Raw genomic sequence first — 21,497 nt, 5'->3', positions numbered from 1 at the left:
TTATTGTAATTGTGGGAATTCTAAATTAACTGTAAACTGCTTTTCTGTTTTAATGATTTTAAGCAAATCCGTTCGTCCATATATTAAGCTTAGCCTCTCCTGTATATTTCGTAAACCAATACCATTACCTCTTGGCGGAATAGACTCAGGATCAAAATTATTACCAATTGTTATTCTAAGAACATCATCAACTATTTCACAATTGGTATGAATGGTAACAGGCTCTATGCTTTCATGCACACCATACTTTATAGCATTCTCGTATATGGGTTGTAGTATTAGATTAGGAATTTTAAGGCGCTCACATTCTGCTGAAGACTTAAAATCCAGTAAAAGTCTCTCACCAAATCTTACTTTTTCAATATCCAGATATAATCGAATATTATTTAATTCATTGGATAAACTGTTTAGTTCTTTCAAATCTTGCCCCAATGAGTACCTTAAAAAGGTTGATAGCTTTACCACCATTTCTCTGGATTGTTCCGGCCTCGACATGGTAAGTGAACTAACCGAATTCAAACTATTAAATAAAAAATGTGGATTGATTTGTGATTTAAGAGCATTCAACTCCGCTTCTTTTACTACATTCTTTAATTCTGATTCCTGTACTATTTTATCCTGAAAATTTCCGTAATAAATAATTAAATAATAAACCAATATAATATAATCATAAATACAGAATGCTAGAAACACTTGCCAATGCAGCGGTATTAAATAGTTTATTCCCTGCGGATCTTCTCCAAAAAGTCCAATCCTAATTTGATATGCTGCCGATACCCACACACCAACCACAATAGTACCAGCTGTTAAATGGTGTAGGATTAAGCCTACTATCCCTGATTCATTAATGCTTATATATCGAACCACATACCATATACATGCTCCTAATACAAAGAGTGGCAAAGAGAAACTAAAAGAATTTATCAATGAGGAGTACCATTCTTTCTGATCGAAGTACCATCCTATAAAGAACAGAAGCAGAACAAAAAAAGTCCAAACTCCCAGGTATATTACAATTCCATATTGGTTTCGTATTAACGGATGTCTCATTACTGCTACTTATACGATTTGATTTCGCAACCACCAAGAGCAACAAAACCCTTAATTATTAGTTCTTTTTTAGGTTCAACAACATAATTAGTCGTTGGCATACGTTTATCAGAAACACCTCCCAGTATTGCAGAAACTTCCACTTTTACATCCCAATCTGATGGTAAAATCAACACACATCCACCGAACATTGCAAATACATCTATCACATTTGTGCCCTCTGCTAAATCAGCATTGGTTAAGTTAATTTCTGAACCTCCAAAAACACAGGTTACCTTACCTCCTTTAAAATCTTTGGTATTAATTACTTTTTCACCACCACCGAATACATTTAGTTCATCAATATATCCTGATCCTGATTCGCCTGCTTTTCCTCCATTTGGCAAGCATTCATTTCTTTTTCGGATAATAACAACTCCTATTAGGATCAGAATAACAGGCCAGAATAAACCTCTCCAATTGAATCCCCAATCGAATATGATTGGTAACAAAAACAGGCCTCCAACTCCCATTAGTATTATTCCTGTAGTCTTGTCTTTTTTTCCAACATAAAACAAAGCTCCTAAACCAAGTAGTAGCGCTGGCCATGAAAAAATGATGCCTTTCATGTAATATGGAAATACATCCAAATTTTTCAGTACAAGTAAGCAACCAAATAATATTAAGAAAATTCCAAATATTACCCTGTTGTTTTGTTTCATTTCGTGATCTCTGTGATGATGATGTTTCATAATCTATAATTTAAAAGATTAATTTGTATTTTATTTTTTACAATTATTCGAGGCTGGCTGAAAAACAAATGCAGCTCCACCAAGGATTAAGGCTACAGGCAAAACCCACACTTCCCAATTCTGCGGAAGAAATAACATTTCATCCATTAAAAAGTAGCCTCCTGCCAAAATAGCTACCATACCACCAAAGAACCTCTTTCTAACAAGAATAAGTATTAAACCAATAAAAATTAACAATGATTCCCACCGATAGAGCCATGCCCAGATAAAATCAGAATACCAATCAAGTCGTTCAAACATTACTACCAGGCCAACTGTTATTAATAATATACCTGCAAAAAGACCTCTATTATTACTATGCTCATCCATATCATTTCAATTAGGTTCAACATGTTTCCATTTTTATTGTATTGCTAAAGTATGGTAATTTAATTGCTAAAATAATCATATATCGGTTAACGGAATACTAGAATCGGTAAATGACACTATATAACAAGAATCATTGTTCATTATGAAGAGAGATTTCCTATCTGGACGTCAACTGCTTAATCATGGAATACAAAGATTCCATATAAAAGGATATAAAAATCAGCCCAAGGTTTACTATTTTTACAAATCATGAAAGATGGTTTGAGCCTAAGTTCTATTCACAAACTGATGACATTTTTACTATGAATCAACATGAAGCTAAATTTCGTATTGAAGAATTGCGTAAACAATTACATACTCATAATCACAATTATTACGTTTTATCTCTTCCAACTATCAGCGATTACGATTTCGATATGTTATTGAATGAACTGATTGACTTGGAAAAAAGATTCCCGGAGTTTGACGACCCAAGTTCGCCTTCACAACGTGTTGGTAGCGACATCAATTTGGAATTTAATCAAGTAAAGCATAAATATCCGATGCTATCACTTGGAAATACCTATTCTGAAGATGAAATTCATGATTTTGAAACAAGAATCAAAAAGTTAATCGAAGGCGAAATTGAATATGTATGCGAACTAAAATACGATGGAACTTCCATTTCTCTTACTTATAAAGATGGAAAATTGGTTCAAGCTCTTACTCGTGGAGACGGTGTTCAAGGAGATGATGTAACCGCAAATGTAAAGACGATTCGTTCTATTCCTTTGCAACTAAATGGAAGTGATTTCCCTAATGAGTTTGAAATTAGAGGTGAAATTTTAATGCCATTTTCTGTATTTGAAGAATTAAATAAAGAACGTGAAGAAATTGGCGAAACTCCTTTTGCCAATCCTAGAAATGCAGCTTCCGGAACTCTAAAAATGCAAAATTCATCGGTAGTTGCGAAAAGAAAATTAGACTGTTACCTGTATTATTTATTAGGATCAGATATTCCAAGCCGAGAACACTATGAAAATCTTCAACAAGCTAAAGCATGGGGATTTAAAGTTCCAACTCAAACAGCGCTTTGTAAAAATATTGATGAGGTTATTGATTTTATCATGACATGGGATAAAAAACGTGAAGATTTACCTGTTCCTATAGACGGAATTGTTATCAAAGTAAACTCGCTTGATCAACAAGAAGAGATGGGATTCACTGCAAAATCTCCACGTTGGGCTATATCCTATAAATACAAAGCCGAGAGAGTATCAACACGTTTAAATCATATTAGTTATCAGGTAGGCCGAACTGGCTCTATCACTCCAGTTGCTAACCTTGAACCTGTTTTATTGGCAGGCACAAAAGTAAAACGAGCATCACTTCACAATGCCGATATCATTGGCAATCTGGATTTGCATAAATCGGATACTGTTTTTGTTGAAAAAGGAGGAGAAATTATTCCTAAAATTGTTGGTGTTGACAAAACCAAAAGAATCAACAATGCTGAAAAGATTGTTTTTGTTAAAAAGTGTCCGGAATGTGATACCAAACTGATACGCAAAGAAGGTGAATCCAATCATTACTGTCCAAACGATAAATCTTGTCCCCCACAAATTAAAGGTAAAATTGAACATTTTATCAGTAGAGGTGCAATGAATATTGATGGTTTGGGAGAAGAAACCATCCACCTCCTTTTTAAGGAACAACTTATCCAAGACATCTCAGATTTGTACTTACTTAAAAAAGAAGATATTGTTCCTCTGGAAAGAATGGGTGAAAAATCTGCAGACAGGATATTAACTAGTATCCATGATTCATTAGAGGTTCCCTACGAAAGAGTTCTTTATGCGCTTGGAATTAGATATGTTGGCGCAACAGTTGCTAAAAAACTAGCCAAAGCTATACCTTCGATTAATTTATTGGCTAATTCAAGCATTGATGAATTGATAGAAGTAGATGAAATTGGTAATAAAATTGCAGAGAGCATTGTTGAATATTTCGATGACTCCTATCATCAAGAGTTGATTTTCAAGCTGAAGCAGCATGGTCTTCAATTGGAAAAAGAAGTTAGCGATTTGAAGAAAGGCAGTAATAAATTGGAAGGATTGTCAATTGTAATATCAGGGAGTTTTCAAAAGCATTCGAGAGACGAATTGAAAGAGCTTATCGAATTACATGGAGGTAAAAATGTAGGGTCAATCTCAAAAAAGACTAGCTTTTTATTGGCAGGAGATAAAATTGGACCATCTAAACTTTCGAAGGTTGAGCAACTAGGTATTCCTATGATTTCTGAAGATGAGTTCCTGACAAAAATTAACGCTTAAGCAGTTATAATCCCATATGAATTTTACAGCAATAGATTTTGAAACAGCAAACGGCAAAAGAAATTCAGCCTGTTCACTTGGACTTGTACGTGTTGAAAACGGAGCGATTGTTGAAAGTAAAGAATGGCTGATTGCCCCGCCAGAAATGTATTTTCATCCAATCAATGTTAGTATTCATGGCATAAGTGAGGATGACGTAGCCGATCAACCCAGTTTTAACTATATTTGGGATGAAGTGGAAGATTTTTTTTATGGAAATATGATAATTGCTCATAATGCTAGTTTCGACATTTCAGTACTACGAGCCTGTTTACAAACCTATGGCATTTCCAATCCCGATTTTGATTACATGTGTACTGTTCAGATAAGTAGAAATTTATGGCCAAATATGCCCAATCATAAGCTAAATACATTAGCTCATATTTTTGATATCCCGCTTAAACATCACGATGCCTTGGAAGACACATTAGCCTGCGCTAAAATTGCCATAAAAGCATGCAATGCTTTAAATGCAAATAGCATGGAAGAACTGGCGAATCAAATCAAGATTAAACCTGGCAAACTTTATCTTGGTGGATACCAATCACCAAAAAGATATAAATAGTATTAAAAAGAAATTACGCTCTAAAATTTTTCATAACTTGTAATTTCAAAATTTAACAAGCGTAAACCTCTCAACCAAGCGTCTGAAATTAAACTATTATTATTAAAATGAGTCTTATTCAAAGTATCAAACAACAACTTTCGAATCGAATTATAAAGAGTAAATTGCGAAAGCATCCAAGAAAAAAAGAGTTTTACAACTTGGAAAGAGCTAAAAACATTGGAATACTTTTCGATACAGAGGATGAGAAAAACTATCCTACTGTAAAAAAGTTCTCGGAAGACTTATTAAAAATGGGCTTTAAAGTTGAAACCGTTGGATGGATTAATGCGAGCGAACTTCCTGATTTTGGTATTGCGCAAAAAATCAATTTCTATACCAATAAAGATGTGAAATGGAATGGAGAACCAATAGCAGAAGATTTAAATAAATTTATGAACCAGAGGTTTGATTTATTATTTATCCTCTCTGATTCTGATCACATATCGTTTAGATATATAGCAGAATTATCAAATGCAGCGTGTAAAGTTGGTGCAGTTTCCCAGAGCAGCGGCCGATTGGACCTTATGATTGATCAAGGAAAAAATAAGACATTGGAAAACTTAATAAAAGAAAGCTTAAACTACCTCTCACTAATAAAAAAACACTAACATGACTATCGATAAATTCATTGGAACCGGAATTGCAATTGTTACTCCATTTTTAGATAATGGCAATGTAGATTTCGATTCGTTGAAAAAGCTAGTAAATTTTCAAATTACAAATGGCGTAAATTACTTGGTTGTGCTAGGTACAACAGGGGAAACGGCCACCTTAAACAATGAGGAGAAAAGTTCTGTTGTTGATTGCGTTATCGAAACAACAAACAATCGTGTACCTATTGTTGTCGGATTTGGAGGAAATAACACGCAAGATGTGGTTCAGCAAATCAAAAATTTTAACAATTTCGATAAAATAGATGCAATATTATCTGTTGCTCCATATTACAACAAACCAAGTCAAGAAGGATTATTTCAACACTACAAATTAATATCAGAAACAAGTCCTGTACCTGTTATAATATACAACGTTCCGAGCAGAACCAGCATAAATATTAGTGCGGAAACCACGGTAAGAATCGCAAAAACATTATCAAATGTAATTGCAGTAAAAGAAGCATCCGGAGACTTAAATCAAATCATGCAAATCATAAAAGATAAACCAGATGATTTTTTGGTCATCTCGGGTGATGATGCTATCACGTTTGCGATGATTCAACTAGGAGCATCCGGAGTAATTTCCGTAATTGGTAATGCATTCCCTAGGGAATTCAGCAGCATGGTTCAACAAACTTTAAAAGGTGAAAACCAGCAAGCACTAAAAAATCATTACAGATTATTCGAATTAATAAAAGGAATATTTATTGAAGGAAATCCGGCAGGCATAAAGGCTTTGTTACATCAAAGAAATATCATTTTAAACAACTTGCGTCTACCATTACTTCCGGCAAGTAATTCTCTGTATAAAAAACTGAACAAGTTGAGAGAAGAATTGTAGCCTTATGGCATAAATATTGTTAATCCTAATATCGCTAAAAATATTACAAATTTGATTTTACAAACAAAAAATGATTAGTTATATGAAATACTCATTTCGCCTATTTGTTTTCGCTCTTGCTTTAATCAGTTTTGCATCATGTTCAAGACAGGTAACAAGAGTATCACCCGATCAGCAAATTGATTTAAGTGGACGTTGGAACGATACCGATTCCAAATTGGCTGCCGAAGCTTTAATCGAACAAGTTCTTAATCAGGGCTGGATAGAAAATTATCGAAACGAATTCGATAAAAAACCAGTAATAACCGTTGGTTTAATTTTGAACAAAAGCTCTGAGCATATTGATTCCGACACATATATCAAAGACATTGAGAAGGCTATTTTAAATGATGGCCGGGTAAGATTGGTTCAAGCTGGTGCAAAAAGAGAAGAGTTACGCCAGGAAAGAGCAGATCAGCAAGATTTCGCTTCAAAGGAAACCATAAAAAAATGGGGACGTGAATTGGGTGCTGATTTTATTCTTCAAGGTGATATTACTTCAATCATCGATAGTTATAAAAAGGAAAAAGTACGCTATTATCAGTTGAACCTTGAACTAACCAATCTTGAAACCAACGAATTGGTTTGGATTGGAGATAAAAAAATCAAGAAATACGTTAATCGATAAACATTTAAAGGGAAGCATTGGTCTTCCCTTCTTTCCTCTTTTTGCAATGAATAAGCTTTTTACAAATAAGGCATTTTTCCTACTTGTTTTTATTTCGAGTCTTTTCTTATCAGGATGTGCTACCTACTATGCGCAAAATGAAGCATTTAACCAATATTTCTTAACGGGAGATATTACTAATGCTGAAAGAACTCTTGATCAGGATGCCAAGAATCATAGAAATAAAAACCGTTCCCTTTATCTATTGAATAAAGGAACACTTGCGTGGATGCAACAAGATTACCAAAAAGCTACCAATTATTTTAATGAAGCTGATTTGTTTATAGAAGACCAGAGAAAAAACATTGCAAATGAGGCATTAGCCCTTCTTACAAATCCTGCAACAAAACCTTATGTGCCCGAAGATTTCGAAAACGTAATGCTGAACTTCTACAAAGCATTGAGCTATTTGGAAATGGGTAATACAGGGTCAGCATTGGTAGAATGCAGAAGAGTGAACGAAAAGCTATATGCTTTAAATGACAAGTATCCGAAAAATTTTAAAAATCGATATAGCGATGATGCATTTGCGCATGTATTAATGGGATTGATTTATGATTCGACAAAGGATTATAACAATGCATTTATTGCATATCGAAATGCCTTAAAAATCTACGAAGAGAATTACACCAAAAATTTTGGTACAGCAGCACCGCTTCAACTTAAAGAAGATCTGCTAAGAACTGCATATCAAACTGGTTTAACTCAAGAATATGAGTTTTACAGGGAGCAATTTGGATTCGATTACATAAAAGCTAAAAAGAAGGAAGGCGACTTGGTTTTCATTTGGCTTACTGGTTTGGGTCCGGTTAAAGATGAATGGAGTATTAATTTTAGTGCTCTTAACGGTACTGATGGGTATTTAACAATGGCAAGCGAAGGTGAAGATCTTAACTTTCCTTTCTATGTTGGCGATATGGATAATAAAACCAGAAACTCATTAAACGATTTAGAATTTGTAAGAGTTGCTTTTCCAAAGTATGCAGAACGGATTCCTTTGTATACCGAAGCATCCGTTATTGTTAATGATTCGCTTTCATACCCGCTTGATAAAGCTGAAGACATAAACGCCATTGCTTTTAAAACGCTTCGCGACAGAATGCTTAGAGAAATGGCAAATTCCTTATTACGATTGGCTACAAAAAAGGCCTTGGAAAATTATGCCCGCAGCCAAGATGATACTGTTGGTTTTTTGGTTGGCGTTTTAAATGCAGTAACCGAAAAGGCAGATACCCGTAACTGGCAAACTTTACCTTACAGCATTCACTACAGTAGAATCAGGTTAAAGGAAGGTGAAAATAATTTAATCCTACAGGTCAATTCTCCCGATGGATTGGTAAAAAATCAAAATGTTCAAATTCAAATCAAATCGGGAGAAACCAGCTTCTATACTTTCCAGAATATGGAGACCAACTAGCAAACTAATTTCAACTAAAAATATTGTCACAGTTTGCACTGATTTTGAGTAGAAGTTTTCTCAAATTACCTAGTGTGAAGAGTGTTAATAAAACGAATTAAAGTTTTTGAAAATATTTTTCTTTTTACAAGGCAAGGTTTACAGGCATAGCCGTAGCTACGGCGAAAAAACTTAACGCAGTAGAAAGGAAAATAGGTCAAAAAATTAGTTCGGGGAATTAGCATTCTTTACACTAGGGAATATCGGGATATTGCGAAGGGGAATGAAAGGAGAATATGAATCTCTTTGGTCCGGAACAACTAGAGCTGTGCTTTATTTTGCTCCTTATTTTTTAACTCCTCAATTAATTTCTGCATCGCCAGAAACTTTTGTTCGTAATCCCATCTTCCCTTGTCTTTCTTATGGGCTACCTCGTAAAACTTCATAGCTTCCTGATACTTTTCTGTTGTTTCGTATATTTCACCAGCATAAAAAAAAGGCTCTGCTTTTTCGGGGTAGTTTACCGATGTGTATGTTAAAAACTTAATCGCTTCGGGATATTTTTCCTCTTGTTTTAATTGCAAACAAACACTTTCAAGCAATGAATACGGAAGCTTTTCTTTTCTGCCATAATTTAGCATGATATCCCTTAAATAGCCATTAGCTGTTGCAATTCCTCCTTTCACCAAATCTTCAACCGATGGATATTTATAGTCTTTAAAGATAATCTCCATTCCTCTCATCAAACTTTTGCGATACAAACTATAATGATCTTCATCTGGCATCCATTCGTATTTCCAGTTCAAGTCACTTGGAGCCTTTTCGTCCATCACCTTCGTTAAGTCCTTGCAAGCTTCCAGCATATTCTTAGCTTCTTTAGCAAAACTCATAAACAAATACTTTCTCAGGCTTGAATTTTCGGAAAGAAATTTATCCATGTCGTTTACCATGGCAGTGTTATTCCACCATAAAATTGGACTAAAAGCCATGAACCTGTCAAATAAATCGGATCTTGACAAAAATGCATGCATAACAAATAATCCACTGTAATTGTGTCCTAACACCAAACGACGAGAGCCACCGCGATATTGTTTTGCAACGAAAGGGAATATATCTGTTTCCATGGCTTTCAGAAAAGTATCTGCTCCACCTCTTTTAGGGAAAATTGTTTTATTTAGGATCGAATCTACAGGGGTCATGTCTCTAAATCGCTCCGTATTGGGTATTCCAACTACTACATGAGGAGGAATAAAGTGATTATCCATTAAAAAACTCAACACATCTACACCTGTACTAAAATTTGCTTCTGCATCAAGCAAATAAATCACAGGATAACTAAAATAAGTATCGCTAAATTCACTTGGTAACAGAATTTGTAATTCTCGTTTCTCTTTCAGAATTGTTGAATAAACACTTGTGCTAACAAGATTTTTAGGATTAACTTTAGCAAACAAACTACCTACAAAAAAAATCAATAATAATGTAGCAAATAAACTTCGCTTCATACAAAAAGGGGGTTTTAACTGTTAAAAGCTCCAAAAAATACAATTATTTAAAATATAAAAAAACTATCCTTTATCAAGGAGTATTTTAAGGTGACCAACAGATGAATTTACAAGAAAAAACCGAATTTCATCTAAATTCGGTTTAGTTCTGATTCATTTTATTTATTGCAAATACAAATCGAGATGCAACTCAAAGTCGTCATAAATGGTTTTATCACCTAAATTGTCGAAAAAGCTTCCCGATCCGTATCGTACATCAAACTTGCTCCTATCGATTACAATTTTTCCACTTACATGCAGTTCATCGCCATGATTTTTCATTTCAACATTAAAACGAATGGGTTTTGTAATGCCCTTTATGGTAACATCACCATGAACTTCGTATTTTCCATCGCTCAGTTTTTTTGCCTTAACCAATTCAAACTTAGCCTCCGGATATTTCTCAACACCAAAAAAATCATCCGATTTTAAATGCCCTACCAGTTTTGCTCTATATCCTTCATCTTTAATGTCGGTATTTACAATAGAAGTCATATCTACAACAAAAGTTCCTTTTTCAAGTTGATCATCTTTAAAAACAAGATGTCCTTTCTTAATCTTTATGGTTCCCGAATGTTCGCCAGTAACTTTTTTCCCCAACCATTTAACCGTACTTTTTTCGCTTTTCAATTTTTTATTGGCCTGATTCGCATATGCATTTGTCGATAAAATAAATACCAAGACCACGAATACGCTTGTCATTTTTAATATTGCTTTTTTCATGTTACTCATTTTTAGTTTCCTAAATCATTAAATACTATTTGTTTTCGTTATAAATAAAAATAAGAAATTAATAGCTTGTAATGATCATCAATAGATGTTAAAGCTGTGTTAAATATTTCAGGTATACTGATATTTTAGAGTTTTGATTACTGCAAGTATAAGCTTGAAATCAATCTCATACCTTTGCTCTTTTTAGTATGTTTTTCCTGAAAAACTATTGCAATATCTAAGGATATGTCTCTTTTTTTTATTGACTAGTGTGAAGAGTGTTAATAAAACGAATTAAAGTTTTTGAAAATATTTTTCTTTTTACAAGGCAAGGTTTACAGGCATAGCCGTAGCTACGGCGAAAAAGCTTAACGCAGTAGAAAGGAAAATAGGTCAAAAAATTAGTTCGGGGAATTAGCATTCTTTACACTAGTGTCGAACCTTTTCCCTCGAGGCAAGGAAAAACTAAGATACGTAAGATGAAAAGTCTTTCCCTTAGGCGAAGGAAAAGTTTAGACATGTATAATCAAAAAATCATTTTTAGCATAGCCATACAGTCAAGATGTCTTTTAGGGATTTTCCTAAAAGAATTATAGGTGATAAAACCGGCATTTGATTAACAATTCACCGAATCAATTAAGTCAACAAAATCAATCTATCTAACGTGAGTTAGACGTTAAATAATCTTATTCATAGAAATTAACTTGGTTTTTCGACTCCTTAAAATCTTATTTTTTTACCATAGCCTGTATACTACCTTTACAGGGTAATGCTTAAAGCTTATACAGGGGTATGCTTAAAGCTTATACAGGGTCATGCTTAAAGCTTATACAGGGTATGGTAAAAAAAATCCGTTTGGGTTTTATTCCAAACGGATCAAGTCATACAATTAACCATTTGTTTTCTATTTCACAGTAAATTCAGTAGGTGTTGTGCCAACACGCAATTTTTTTGCATTTCGAGCCGAATTTCTGATCTCAATTCTATAAGTTCCTGCCACAAGTTCCGGCACTCTTAATGAAAGCATTTTGGGTTCATTCATTCGTGGCATGGCAGCAAGCGTTTCCTGTCCATTCGATTTATTGATGAAAAATACGCCTTGCCCTGTAGGTTGGGTGTATATTTTCAAATCTTCACCAGAAATTTCAAGAGTACCTCCCGGGCTTAAAACATCATCGCTTGTATCGCTAATCCAATCGTAAACACTTTCAATTTCGGGTTTAACAGATGTAGCTTTTACAAACTGTGGCTTAATTTCCTTACAAGCCTTTTTCAGACTTTTTCCGGGTACTATAGAGATATTCACTTTGTGACGATCCGGATCAAATCTATCATCTTTGTCTTCGAATTTTCCACTGATATCCAAACGAATACTAATATTTTCATCGCGATATCCGTAACCTTCTTCAAGAAAAGAAATTATGGTTTTCCAGATTTCACTTTTAACAGCCTTAACTTCCACATCTTTTAATATGGAACCAGGTGCAGTAAGAGATTTAAACAGGTCTTCTTCAGTTTTAACGACACTGTTTACAGACTTTGCCATACAATCATCAGGATTGTCTTGGGTTAGCTTGTTGTCATACAATGTATAATAATACATAAATTCAAATATTAAAAGTTATAAAATGAGGTTAATTGTATCTTTAGTATGAAACACTACAGGCTTTTTTTTTATTGAATGTCCCTATTCATCAATATTACCCGTAGTGTTATTTTTCTTAATAGATATATGAAAGTAGAATATTTTTTTTAATTAACAAGGCATTACATCTAGTTTATATTGATTATAATTTATGCCAGTTTTATTTCAAAATACCTGGCAATTTCAGTTTGCTTGATGTAATAAGCTAAGTTCGATTAAAAATATTGGGCAGCAGAAAGCCCGACGGCGCTTCTGTCATTAGCAAGAAACCAGTTTAATGCTAATAAAAAGTTTGGTGAGAATAAAAAAATGCAATGAACCACGTTCAGAGCTTTGTACCACTGAACGGGTTTGCCGGCCACAGAAAGCCTTTATGCAATATACTTTCCTGGCTTATTAATTTAACATCTAACTCAAGCATATTTATCGGGTTTAAAATCCTTTCCTACCTAAATCCTAAGCCAATCAGAAGGAACTAAAGTAATCCCCGAGGGTTCAATAGAATACACTTAAAAAAACAAAGGTAAACCTATTTTATGCTTTAAATTTTAGTAGAGTCAAGTTCACTATTTTTAGAATTTGCACAATGCACTATTATCCTATTCATCTTAGGATTTTAAAGATATGATTGTAAAACAAAAACTGATTTTCTGTATTTTTTACAGAAATAATTTGCAAATGACCTTTAAAAATATCTACATTTGCACCGCCTTTTTAAGGAAAACGGACGCGTAGCATAACTGGATAGTGCACCACATTACGGCTGTGGAGGTTGGGGGTTCGACTCCCTCCGTGTTCACTTAAAAAAAGTCTTTCCGGAACAAAGGGGCTTCCACCCTTCCGGGTCAAGAAATCGTTACCCTTCATCCGGTGGCGATTTTTTTTGACCTTTAAAAAACAATTCATACGGATCAAGTGGGAATACCTTGTACCCAATACTTATTTTGTAACAAATACTGGTGTTAAGATTTCATTCTGCTTGTAAGTTAAAATGTGCAAATCAATAGGGCTTTTGTAATAAATTTATTTGGTTTACAACATAGAAGGCTAAATAGCTAAAGAGAAATGTTTAAATACCAAGAATTCCTTCATTTCTAAGTATAAACATACCATGTCGGTCGTCGCTTAGCCCATCCTCTAGTTGATAAGTATAGCTAGGCATACCTCCTTCCATAAAACTTGGTTGCTTTTTGAAAAGCAGTTTATTGTTGGTTTTTAATGCTTTACCCGCCTCAATTAAGTGAGTCGAAATCACAAAACTTCCTTTGTGGTTTGAGAATGCATCAACTAAAGAAACAGTAGCATCATAAGCATCTTTTACATTTGTACCTTTAAACAATTCATCAAAAATGATAATCAATTGCTTGCCCGAGGCTATTTCGGTAGCCACCTTTTTAACGCGCAATACCTCGGCATAAAAATGACTATAGCCTTGGGTTATATTATCAGGCAAGTTGATGGATGTAAACAAACCATCGTGTACAGAAAAGGTCATTTCTTTTGCCGCAACAGGAAATCCTAAATGAGCCAAATACAAGGCAGTAGATACCGATTTCATTAGTGTTGTTTTACCTGCCATATTTGCTCCGGTTAAAAAAAGAACATTTTGCTCGCTGTCAATTCTTACGTCATTTCCTACTGCATTTTTTAGTTTTGGATGATACACGCCTTTAATATCAATGATCTTTTTTTCCTTATCAATGGCATGTGCATATACAAAATTATTTTCCACTGCTACCTTTGCCACAGCCAGGTATACATCCATTTCATATATTAAATCCAAAAGTTTTCTGAACACCTTCTTTAACTGTCCTCTAAGTAGAAAATCTATCTTTTTTACCTCGCTAAACCGGTAAGGTTTACGCAAATTATTCCAATTATCAAGATCAAGATAGTTCTGGTTTAATAAGGAATTGAATTCTATAACCTTTTTTTCTACCAGACTTCCCGAAGATTTTGTTTGCAGCTGAGTCATTAATTTTTTGAGGCGGAAAAATACTTCAACTGTCGTCTCAACACCTTCTCTTAAATCATCATAATCGTCGTTAAGAAGGAGTTTGGATTTGTATTTCGTCCACCATAAATTTATGCCTGATGCAAGTTTGGTATTCGCTACAGAGTCTGCTAAATAATTCTCCACTTTCTCAAACTCATCCTCATCAAATGGCAGGTGGATGTTTAGTTGCCCATAAAAGGAGATGATTTCTTTTCGTGTATTTATCTGCTTTGCATCATTAAGTGGTTGATTAAAAATATCATCCAACACCCTGCTTCCTCCAATGGTTTTGGTTTTATTAAACAGGCTTAATATTGATTTTCTATTGTACCTTCCCTGAAGTTCTAACTCCTTTTGTGTTTGATTATCAGTTACGAATTCCATAATCATGTATTTAAAATGTCAAAAACGCCTTCATTATTTATAATAAGCATACCATGTCTATCGTCAGTAATTCCATCTTTAATCTTGTATGGATAGTGTGGTATATTGTCCTTCATAATGGTTGGAAGGTATTTGAATTTTATATTCTCTCTTTTCTCCTTTAGTACATCTCCTACTTCTATAATGTGAGTTGAAATTATAAAGATGCAGTTTTTTACCTGCGAAAATATATCTGCCACAGCTATAGTAGCATCGTAGGCATCTTTCACGTTTGTCCCCCTAAAAAGCTCATCGAAAACTACCGTAATGCGTTCATTTCCATTTATTCGCTCGATAACCTCCTTCACCCTTTTAACCTCGGCATAAAAATGGCTTAATCCCATACCCAGATTATCCGAAAGGTTAATGGTTGTCATCATTCCGTTTTGGACAGAAAAACGCATGCTTTTGGCAGGCACAGGAAATCCCATATGAGCCAAATAAACTGCAATACCAAATGTTTTTAAGAAAGTGGATTTACCTGCCATATTTGCTCCAGTAAGGAAAATCATATTACTGTTTTCATCCACCTCTATAGTATTTGCAATGGCATTTGCAATTAAAGGATGATATGCCTGATCAAGCTCAATGCAGTTTTCTCTATCCTCCTCTATTTCTGCAAAAGCAAGCTTATTTTCCCTGGCAACTTTTGCCACGGAAATAAAAGCATCAACTTTATCGACATGTTGAATTAATATCATTAACTCAGCATTTACAGTAAACCTAAAGAGCTCATCAAAATAGGCTATTTTTGAAAAAGATAAATTCTTCGGTCTTTTTTTAAGGGACGTAACAACGTGAAATTCTTGCATGCTAAGAATCTCATTTATCCTATGCAATTCCTCAATTTTATATCTATCCCCCTCAGATGGTTGAATTTCTTTCCAAAATTCTTTGAGTTCGTACAAAAATGTTAATGTATTTAGTACTCCCTTTTTAAGCTTTCGATACTCCTGATCCAAGCCGAGCTTATATTCTAGTTTTTGCCCGGTGGTAGTGTGTTTCTTCGAAATTCTGGTTCTCTCGTCGCAATTACTAAGGTAATAGCTAATTGAACCAAAGAGTTTAACATTAAAAGAAAACTGAAATTGGGACTCTGTGAAATACCTGATACAATTTTTTCTTGTTCTTATATCACTCTCGTTTGAAAAAGGATTTAAAAACATATTATTGAGAGCAGAAGCTCCTCCTTGCGTCAAAGTTTTATTAAAGAAGCTATAAATATCATCTCCTCCCGACTTTACAACAATTCTAAGGTCGTTAATTGTTTGTGTGTCTATTTTATAGGTCATAGGCTTTAAGTGTTGCTACGGTTTGTATTAATTTAAGTCAAAAATCTCAATATCCCTTGGCAAATTTATTTCAAGTTCTTTTAGATCAATTTTCAAGCTTTTACTATCTGGAAATTTCATTAATTCCTTTTTCGCAATTTCTATGGATTCTAATCTCCGTTTTTTCAACATTTTAATATACTGTTGTAGGTTTATGGCTTGTAAATCATCAAACGACACACTTCTTTCTGTTTTCCTCTGTTTTATAGAGAGCGATTGCGCAGTCCATTTGCAATAATCATCGGTCGAGTATACTTCCATAACAACACCCGGCAATCCATGAAATTTCCAAGGAGCAGCTTTAAAAGGAACTTCGCGGGTAAAATAAGCAATATATTTGCGTCCTCTAAATGAACAACTTGCCTTATTACACTGGTAACCTAAAATCGTTTTGCTTTCAGCCTCTATTTTCCAAAGAAATAAACCTAATGGCTCTTTTAACAACATGGTAAAGTTTTGTCCGATGACAGAGAATTGTCTAAAAACTGGAACTTGCACACAAGCATCCATGTAACTTATCTTCACATAATTGCATATTGTATCTTGGGAGACCAATTGCCCATTCTTTGTAAATGTTCCAGTCACAACGGGATCTATTTCTCTCACCGACCATTCTTTCGTTGCATCAACCCGCACATTAAATGGTGGTAAACTTTGCAGTATAATCTCATTATTGTCTTCACCCCCAAGGCTGGCAACACTCCTTTCATATTTGTACCTCACTGCAAGTTCCTTCTCTTGTGCTGTCAATAAGTTTGAAATCGTAATAAGAACCAATAATAATATTGTGATTTTTCTTGTTTCCATAATTCGTTAATCTTGTGATTAATCCAAATCGAAAATTTCAATTGGAGGCTCTGCTGATTGATAATAAACCTGATCTCCGAATTGTAATCTCCCTTTTTCTAAAAACTCCTTTGCCCTTTGTTTTTGAACTTTTCTCCACTTAATATATTCTGCAAGTTCTATTGTTTCCGTTTTGTGCCATTCAAAATCTATTTTTGTTTTAAATGGTGCTATTTTAATTGATTGAGCCATCCATCTGCAATAATCATCAGAGGAATATACTTCCAGAACAACTCCCGGTAAGCCATGAAATTTCCATGGTGCAGCTTTAAACGGAATATCGCGAGTAAAATAAGCCTCATAACTGCGTCCTCGAAAGCTGCACGTGGCCTTGTTGCACAAATACCCCAAAATACGTTTTGTTTCTCCACTCAGCTTCCATTCGAATAAATTAAGAGGTTCTTTTAGTAGCAACTCTTTATTAAAAATTGATTGTAATAATTCGGCCTTTGCTAAGTTAATTTTCACTTGGTAGGTATATAAAGTGTCATTTTGGGGTATTTTCATCCCATTTATATATTTGTAACCATTCATGTGCATGACTCTTCTTGTAAAAATCTCTTTCTCTTTAGTTAAAACTTCAATTATTGATCCAAAATAACTAGAATCTTGTGTCATTGGATTGAACATTTTAACTTGTTGATTGTAGCTAATTAAGAGCTCTTTTTTCTGAGCTTGAAGCGTTGCACATATCATTAAACACGCTAACATTACCAGTAATCGTTTTGTGTTTGTCATATCTTCTGACTCTTTATTTTGAGTATGTTATTGTTTTCTTGCTTTATTCTATCAGGGCTTATCCAGATCAAATATTTCTATACTATTGGGCAAATTAGAATTTTTGTGCGTCAACTTTAACTGTTCTGAGAAGTCTGGAAATTTTAGAATTGTTTTGTTATGACCATCCTCCTCATTTAGCTTTGAATGTTTCAATAATTTCAAATATTCTTTGAGAGTTATAACTTCATCTGAAGCAGAAGGTATTTCAGGATGAGGCTGTCGATGTCTCACCTTCAAAGATTGCGCTTCCCATTTTACAATATTATCAGTTGAATAAACTTCCAATACCACACCAGGCAAAGCATGAAACTTCCATGGGGCGGCCTTAAAAGGAAGCTCTCTTGTAAAGAAGGCCACATAGTCACGCCCTCTAAAAGTGCAGGTAGCCTTAGCGCATTTATAACCTAATATGTCTTTGGTTACCGCCTCAAACTTCCATTTAAATAAATTTAAGGGTTCTTTTACGTACCTGGCGAATTCTGCGTTTTGAATAGAAGCAATATGCCACATTTGGCCTTTGGTGTAATCAACTAGATTATGCTTGTAAGTTGTATCCATAACCGTAAATCCAGATTTAAAATCTATTCTTCCGGCAACCCTTATCCCTACTTGTCTTAGGCAAAAATTTTCATAAGTGTAAACCTTAAAAAACTTAGTAGACTCGTTATCTTTAATGGGTTCTTTGCTTTTCAGATCTTCATACCTCAAATGAACTTTATCATACTTATATGTTACAACAAGTTCTTTTTCTTGGGCGTATAGCGATGCTGAAATCGTAATAAGAACCAATAATAGTGCTGTGATTTTTCCTGTTTTCATAATTCGTTAGTTTTGTGATTAATCCAAATCAAATTTTTCAATGGTTCTTAGCTTCATAGAAATTTGCTCTTCTGAATACCCCCATCTTTTATACATCTCTATATAGGATTTTTTCTTTTTCTTTAATATTTTGATGTATGTATCCATATCAACAATATCCCATTCGTAAAAAGGTAATTCTATTTCTTTTTTAAACGGCCTTATTTCTAAGCTTTCCGCTACCCAACTGCAATATCCATCGGTTGAATACACTTCCAGTATTGCACCGGGTAAGCCATGAAACTTCCAGGGAGTAGCCTTAAAGGGAATATCCCTGGTAAACCAAGCCACATAATCGCGCCCTCTAAAATTGCATGTGGCTTTGAGGCAAGTGTATCCTAGTATCTTTTTTGTATCCATACCAGGCTTCCATTCGAATAAATTTAGTGGTTCCTTTAAAAGGAACTTTGTATACGTAGGTAAGTCGTCAGTAATAAGGAGATACCCCTTGGGATAATCAATTACTGTGTAGTAATATACAGAATCACTTGCTATTAATTTACCATCCTCGTCTAATATGTTTGATACACCGTTAGGTTTCCTGGATACCATTTTATTTCCGTAAGAAAAAACTTCAATAGTACCTCCCTCCATAAAGGAACATTCACTATATATTAAGCCCATAGTATTACTTTGTGTGTATTTGTATTTTAAATACAGTTCTTTTTCTTGAGCACTAAGCGATACCGAAATCGTAATAAGAACCAATAATAGTGTTGTGATTTTTCCTGTTTTCATATGTCTAAAATTTTCATTCAATTATCACTACTTGTCCCGATTTTATCGGGATGGAACTCTCAAGCAGTTTTAACTTATCCCAGCGATCTCACGCAACGCAGTAAGTAATCATTATTCTGTGTGTAATTTCTAAGATTAAAATTTACATGTTCGTTTCATCTGTTAATAATTTTTCCATTTGTCAGATGAAGGTCACAAGATTAAAATAACCATTACCGCGTATGTTTAATAATTATTTTAATCATGCTCGTTTCATTTTTAGCCTTGTGATTAATCCAAATCAAATTTTTCAATGCTTCTTGTTGACATAGAAATTTCCTCTTCTGAGTATCTACGCCTTTCAGCAAGCTTTAATACAACTTGTTTCTTTTTCTTTAATATTTTGATGTATGTATCCATATCAACAATATCACATCCGTAAAAAGGCAGTTCTATTTCTTTTTTAAACGGTCTTATTTCAAGTCCTTCCGCTACCCAACTGCAATATTCATCGGTTGAATACACTTCCAGTATTGCTCCGGGTAAGCCATGGAATTTCCATGGGGCGGCCTTAAACGGAATATCCCGTGTAAACCAGGCCTCATAATTACGACCTCTAAAATTGCATGTGGCTTTATGGCAAGTGTATCCGAGTATGGTTTTTGTATCCATACCAGGCTTCCATTCAAATAAATTTAGCGGTTCTTTCAAAAGCAACTGTGCTCTCTCAGCAGGTGAGTCGTCAGAAATAAGGAGATACCCCTTGGGATAATCAATTACTGTGTAGTAATACATAGTATCGCTTGCTATTGAATTACCATCCTCGTCTAATGTATTTAATATTCCTTTATATTTTCTGGATGCTATTTTATTTCCGTAAGAAAATACTTCAACAGTACCTTTCCTCCTAGAAGAACCTTCACTATATATTAAGCGCAATTTATCACTTTGAGTGTATTTGTATTTTATATACAGTTCTTTTTCCTGGGCAGCAAGTACTGTTGGAACAAGGATTAAAATTGAAAATGCGATTAGTAATTGTTTTAGATGTGTCATTTTTTTTACGAAATTGAATATTCCTGTTTCTATTATTCTTTTAGATTTAGCTCAAATTTCTCTAATGAGTTTAGTTGTGGAACATGCTTTCTAATTGTGGCTTTGGGATCCCCTGTATGCTCCAGAACAAATCTTTTATGCATCTCAATAGATCTTTGTTCCTTTTTTTGAATAAACTCTTTGTATTCTTTAATATCCAGTGTTTTTAAATCTTTAAACGGGGTTTCTACCATTGCTTGTTGGGGTCTTATTTTTAGCTCTTTTGCTGTCCATTTTACAAGGTTATCGGTTGTAAAAACTTCAAGTATAACTCCAGGTAAACCATGAATTTTCCAGGGAGCGGCTTTAAAGGGGATATCCCTTGTAAACCAGGCTACATAATCTCGCCCTCGGAATGTGCAGGTTGCCTTGTTGCAGTTATACCCCAGAATTTCTCTGGTTTCTTTGCCAGGTGTCCAATTAAATAAATTTAAGTGCTCTTTTAAAACAAACTCGTGCCGTGGAATGGTGCCCTCAATAGTTTCTAATAAAATATTTTGAGAGTAATCTTTTTTCACATAATTGCAGAACCATTCAAAGTCATCTCCAACAATTTTCCCATTAACAATGTTAGATGGGCTTCCTATCCTACTACTATATTCTTTACTAATAATAACGCCTCCGTGCGAAAACACTTCAACTTTCTTGGGAGGCCTCGAGCTGGATGTGGCCTTTATACTCTTGTTTAAGTCGTTTGCCTTTTTATTGTCTGTTAGCTCATCTTCTATATTAAATATAAAATTTCTATGATAATCGTATTGTATATACAATTCTTTTTCCTGGGCGCTAAGTGATGCCGAAATCGACATAAGAACCAATAACAAAATTTGACTTATCTTTTTCATAC

20 protein-coding genes and 1 tRNA gene are annotated in these 21,497 nt (G+C 34.3%); 7 read left to right on the top strand and 14 right to left on the bottom strand.

Translation table 11 applies throughout. From position 1 onward, the window contains the following. The 3 genes from ACO05S_RS16770 to ACO05S_RS16760 are packed head-to-tail and all read right to left on the bottom strand — an operon-like array spanning position 1 to position 2,150. A complete protein-coding gene (locus tag ACO05S_RS16770; protein ID WP_421919170.1) occupies positions 1-1,050 on the bottom strand; it encodes a sensor histidine kinase in 1,050 nt (349 codons plus the stop codon). Between the two features lie 5 nt (positions 1,051-1,055). Beyond that, positions 1,056-1,781 carry a LiaF transmembrane domain-containing protein gene (locus tag ACO05S_RS16765; protein WP_421919169.1) on the bottom strand — a complete coding sequence of 242 codons (726 nt, stop codon included), beginning with the start codon at positions 1,779-1,781 and terminating at the stop codon, positions 1,056-1,058. A gap of 30 nt (positions 1,782-1,811) precedes the next feature. Continuing rightward, complete coding sequence (locus tag ACO05S_RS16760) at positions 1,812-2,150, bottom strand: LiaF transmembrane domain-containing protein (protein WP_421919168.1); 339 nt, start codon at positions 2,148-2,150, stop codon at positions 1,812-1,814. Between the two features lie 302 nt (positions 2,151-2,452). On the opposite strand from ACO05S_RS16760, the gene ligA reads away from it, so the two are divergent. From ligA to ACO05S_RS16730, 6 genes are all read left to right on the top strand, one after another. Then, positions 2,453-4,462: an NAD-dependent DNA ligase LigA gene (gene ligA, locus ACO05S_RS16755; protein WP_421919167.1), complete on the top strand. Its 2,010-nt coding sequence runs from the start codon at positions 2,453-2,455 to the stop codon at positions 4,460-4,462. A gap of 16 nt (positions 4,463-4,478) precedes the next feature. Next, positions 4,479-5,066 carry an exonuclease domain-containing protein gene (locus ACO05S_RS16750; protein WP_421919166.1) on the top strand — a complete coding sequence of 196 codons (588 nt, stop codon included), beginning with the start codon at positions 4,479-4,481 and terminating at the stop codon, positions 5,064-5,066. Between the two features lie 107 nt (positions 5,067-5,173). Next, complete coding sequence (locus tag ACO05S_RS16745) at positions 5,174-5,716, top strand: DUF6913 domain-containing protein (protein ID WP_421919165.1); 543 nt, start codon at positions 5,174-5,176, stop codon at positions 5,714-5,716. 1 nt (position 5,717) lies between these two features. Next, positions 5,718-6,602 carry a 4-hydroxy-tetrahydrodipicolinate synthase gene (dapA, locus tag ACO05S_RS16740; RefSeq protein WP_421919164.1) on the top strand — a complete coding sequence of 295 codons (885 nt, stop codon included), beginning with the start codon at positions 5,718-5,720 and terminating at the stop codon, positions 6,600-6,602. Positions 6,603-6,684: 82 nt separating this feature from the next. After that, positions 6,685-7,269, top strand: coding sequence for a penicillin-binding protein activator LpoB (locus ACO05S_RS16735; protein WP_421919163.1), 585 nt, complete (start codon positions 6,685-6,687; stop codon positions 7,267-7,269). After that, positions 7,208-8,725: a COG3014 family protein gene (locus ACO05S_RS16730; protein WP_421919162.1), complete on the top strand. Its 1,518-nt coding sequence runs from the start codon at positions 7,208-7,210 to the stop codon at positions 8,723-8,725. The genes ACO05S_RS16735 and ACO05S_RS16730 overlap by 62 nt, the downstream gene beginning before the upstream one ends. A 299-nt stretch (positions 8,726-9,024) precedes the next feature. On the opposite strand, the gene ACO05S_RS16725 is transcribed toward ACO05S_RS16730, so the two are convergent. From ACO05S_RS16725 to ACO05S_RS16715, 3 genes are all read right to left on the bottom strand, one after another. Beyond that, positions 9,025-10,209, bottom strand: coding sequence for an alpha/beta hydrolase-fold protein (locus ACO05S_RS16725; protein ID WP_421919161.1), 1,185 nt, complete (start codon positions 10,207-10,209; stop codon positions 9,025-9,027). 162 nt (positions 10,210-10,371) lie between these two features. Continuing rightward, a complete protein-coding gene (locus ACO05S_RS16720; protein ID WP_421919160.1) occupies positions 10,372-10,971 on the bottom strand; it encodes a YceI family protein in 600 nt (199 codons plus the stop codon). Positions 10,972-11,863: 892 nt separating this feature from the next. Further along, positions 11,864-12,562, bottom strand: a complete 699-nt coding sequence (locus tag ACO05S_RS16715; RefSeq protein ID WP_421919159.1) for a DNA-binding domain-containing protein — start codon at positions 12,560-12,562, stop codon at positions 11,864-11,866. Positions 12,563-13,329: 767 nt separating this feature from the next. Here ACO05S_RS16715 and ACO05S_RS16710 point away from each other — a divergent pair. Next, positions 13,330-13,403, top strand: a tRNA-Arg gene (locus ACO05S_RS16710). 270 nt (positions 13,404-13,673) lie between these two features. Here ACO05S_RS16710 and ACO05S_RS16705 read toward each other — a convergent pair. The 8 genes from ACO05S_RS16705 to ACO05S_RS16670 form a co-directional block, all read right to left on the bottom strand. Then, on the bottom strand, positions 13,674-14,984 hold the full coding sequence (locus ACO05S_RS16705; protein WP_421919158.1) for a MutS-related protein: 1,311 nt from the start codon (positions 14,982-14,984) through the stop codon (positions 13,674-13,676). Between the two features lie 2 nt (positions 14,985-14,986). After that, a complete protein-coding gene (locus ACO05S_RS16700; protein ID WP_421919157.1) occupies positions 14,987-16,315 on the bottom strand; it encodes a MutS-related protein in 1,329 nt (442 codons plus the stop codon). Between the two features lie 27 nt (positions 16,316-16,342). Beyond that, positions 16,343-17,161: a GLPGLI family protein gene (locus ACO05S_RS16695; RefSeq protein ID WP_421919156.1), complete on the bottom strand. Its 819-nt coding sequence runs from the start codon at positions 17,159-17,161 to the stop codon at positions 16,343-16,345. Positions 17,162-17,179: 18 nt separating this feature from the next. Further along, positions 17,180-17,938 (bottom strand): GLPGLI family protein, encoded by a 759-nt coding sequence (locus ACO05S_RS16690; RefSeq protein ID WP_421919155.1) that lies wholly within the window; start codon positions 17,936-17,938, stop codon positions 17,180-17,182. A 51-nt stretch (positions 17,939-17,989) separates the two neighbouring features. Next, on the bottom strand, positions 17,990-18,799 hold the full coding sequence (locus ACO05S_RS16685) for a GLPGLI family protein (RefSeq protein WP_421919154.1): 810 nt from the start codon (positions 18,797-18,799) through the stop codon (positions 17,990-17,992). Positions 18,800-18,817: 18 nt separating this feature from the next. Next, on the bottom strand, positions 18,818-19,576 hold the full coding sequence (locus tag ACO05S_RS16680) for a GLPGLI family protein (RefSeq protein WP_421919153.1): 759 nt from the start codon (positions 19,574-19,576) through the stop codon (positions 18,818-18,820). Between the two features lie 270 nt (positions 19,577-19,846). Beyond that, positions 19,847-20,611 carry a GLPGLI family protein gene (locus tag ACO05S_RS16675; RefSeq protein WP_421919152.1) on the bottom strand — a complete coding sequence of 255 codons (765 nt, stop codon included), beginning with the start codon at positions 20,609-20,611 and terminating at the stop codon, positions 19,847-19,849. A gap of 32 nt (positions 20,612-20,643) precedes the next feature. Next, entirely contained in the window at positions 20,644-21,495 is an 852-nt protein-coding gene (locus ACO05S_RS16670) for a GLPGLI family protein (RefSeq protein WP_421919151.1), read from the bottom strand. Positions 21,496-21,497 lie beyond the last annotated feature (2 nt).

Origin of the sequence: Marinifilum sp. (assembly GCF_965230805.1) — a bacterium.
Taxonomy (GTDB): Bacteria; Bacteroidota; Bacteroidia; order Bacteroidales; family Marinifilaceae; genus Marinifilum.
The sequence above is the reverse complement of the archived record's forward strand: the minus strand, read 5'-3'. Positions and strand labels throughout refer to the sequence as shown.

What these genes read in the sequence shown, in the direction of transcription:
- ACO05S_RS16680 (WP_421919153.1), bottom strand. Translation starts at nt 19,576, where the DNA reads ATGAAAACAGGAAAAATCACAACACTATTATTGGTTCTTATTACGATT.
- ACO05S_RS16750 (WP_421919166.1), top strand. Translation starts at nt 4,479, where the DNA reads ATGAATTTTACAGCAATAGATTTTGAAACAGCAAACGGCAAAAGAAAT.
- ACO05S_RS16685 (WP_421919154.1), bottom strand. Translation starts at nt 18,799, where the DNA reads ATGAAAACAGGAAAAATCACAGCACTATTATTGGTTCTTATTACGATT.
- ACO05S_RS16765 (WP_421919169.1), bottom strand. Translation starts at nt 1,781, where the DNA reads ATGAAACATCATCATCACAGAGATCACGAAATGAAACAAAACAACAGG.
- ACO05S_RS16690 (WP_421919155.1), bottom strand. Translation starts at nt 17,938, where the DNA reads ATGACAAACACAAAACGATTACTGGTAATGTTAGCGTGTTTAATGATA.
- ACO05S_RS16670 (WP_421919151.1), bottom strand. Translation starts at nt 21,495, where the DNA reads ATGAAAAAGATAAGTCAAATTTTGTTATTGGTTCTTATGTCGATTTCG.
- ACO05S_RS16715 (WP_421919159.1), bottom strand. Translation starts at nt 12,562, where the DNA reads ATGTATTATTATACATTGTATGACAACAAGCTAACCCAAGACAATCCT.
- ACO05S_RS16760 (WP_421919168.1), bottom strand. Translation starts at nt 2,150, where the DNA reads ATGGATGAGCATAGTAATAATAGAGGTCTTTTTGCAGGTATATTATTA.
- ACO05S_RS16725 (WP_421919161.1), bottom strand. Translation starts at nt 10,209, where the DNA reads ATGAAGCGAAGTTTATTTGCTACATTATTATTGATTTTTTTTGTAGGT.
- ACO05S_RS16700 (WP_421919157.1), bottom strand. Translation starts at nt 16,315, where the DNA reads ATGACCTATAAAATAGACACACAAACAATTAACGACCTTAGAATTGTT.
- ACO05S_RS16705 (WP_421919158.1), bottom strand. Translation starts at nt 14,984, where the DNA reads ATGGAATTCGTAACTGATAATCAAACACAAAAGGAGTTAGAACTTCAG.
- ACO05S_RS16745 (WP_421919165.1), top strand. Translation starts at nt 5,174, where the DNA reads ATGAGTCTTATTCAAAGTATCAAACAACAACTTTCGAATCGAATTATA.
- ACO05S_RS16720 (WP_421919160.1), bottom strand. Translation starts at nt 10,971, where the DNA reads ATGAAAAAAGCAATATTAAAAATGACAAGCGTATTCGTGGTCTTGGTA.
- dapA (WP_421919164.1), top strand. Translation starts at nt 5,718, where the DNA reads ATGACTATCGATAAATTCATTGGAACCGGAATTGCAATTGTTACTCCA.
- ACO05S_RS16695 (WP_421919156.1), bottom strand. Translation starts at nt 17,161, where the DNA reads ATGGAAACAAGAAAAATCACAATATTATTATTGGTTCTTATTACGATT.
- ACO05S_RS16735 (WP_421919163.1), top strand. Translation starts at nt 6,685, where the DNA reads ATGAAATACTCATTTCGCCTATTTGTTTTCGCTCTTGCTTTAATCAGT.
- ligA (WP_421919167.1), top strand. Translation starts at nt 2,453, where the DNA reads ATGAATCAACATGAAGCTAAATTTCGTATTGAAGAATTGCGTAAACAA.
- ACO05S_RS16675 (WP_421919152.1), bottom strand. Translation starts at nt 20,611, where the DNA reads ATGACACATCTAAAACAATTACTAATCGCATTTTCAATTTTAATCCTT.
- ACO05S_RS16770 (WP_421919170.1), bottom strand. Translation starts at nt 1,050, where the DNA reads ATGAGACATCCGTTAATACGAAACCAATATGGAATTGTAATATACCTG.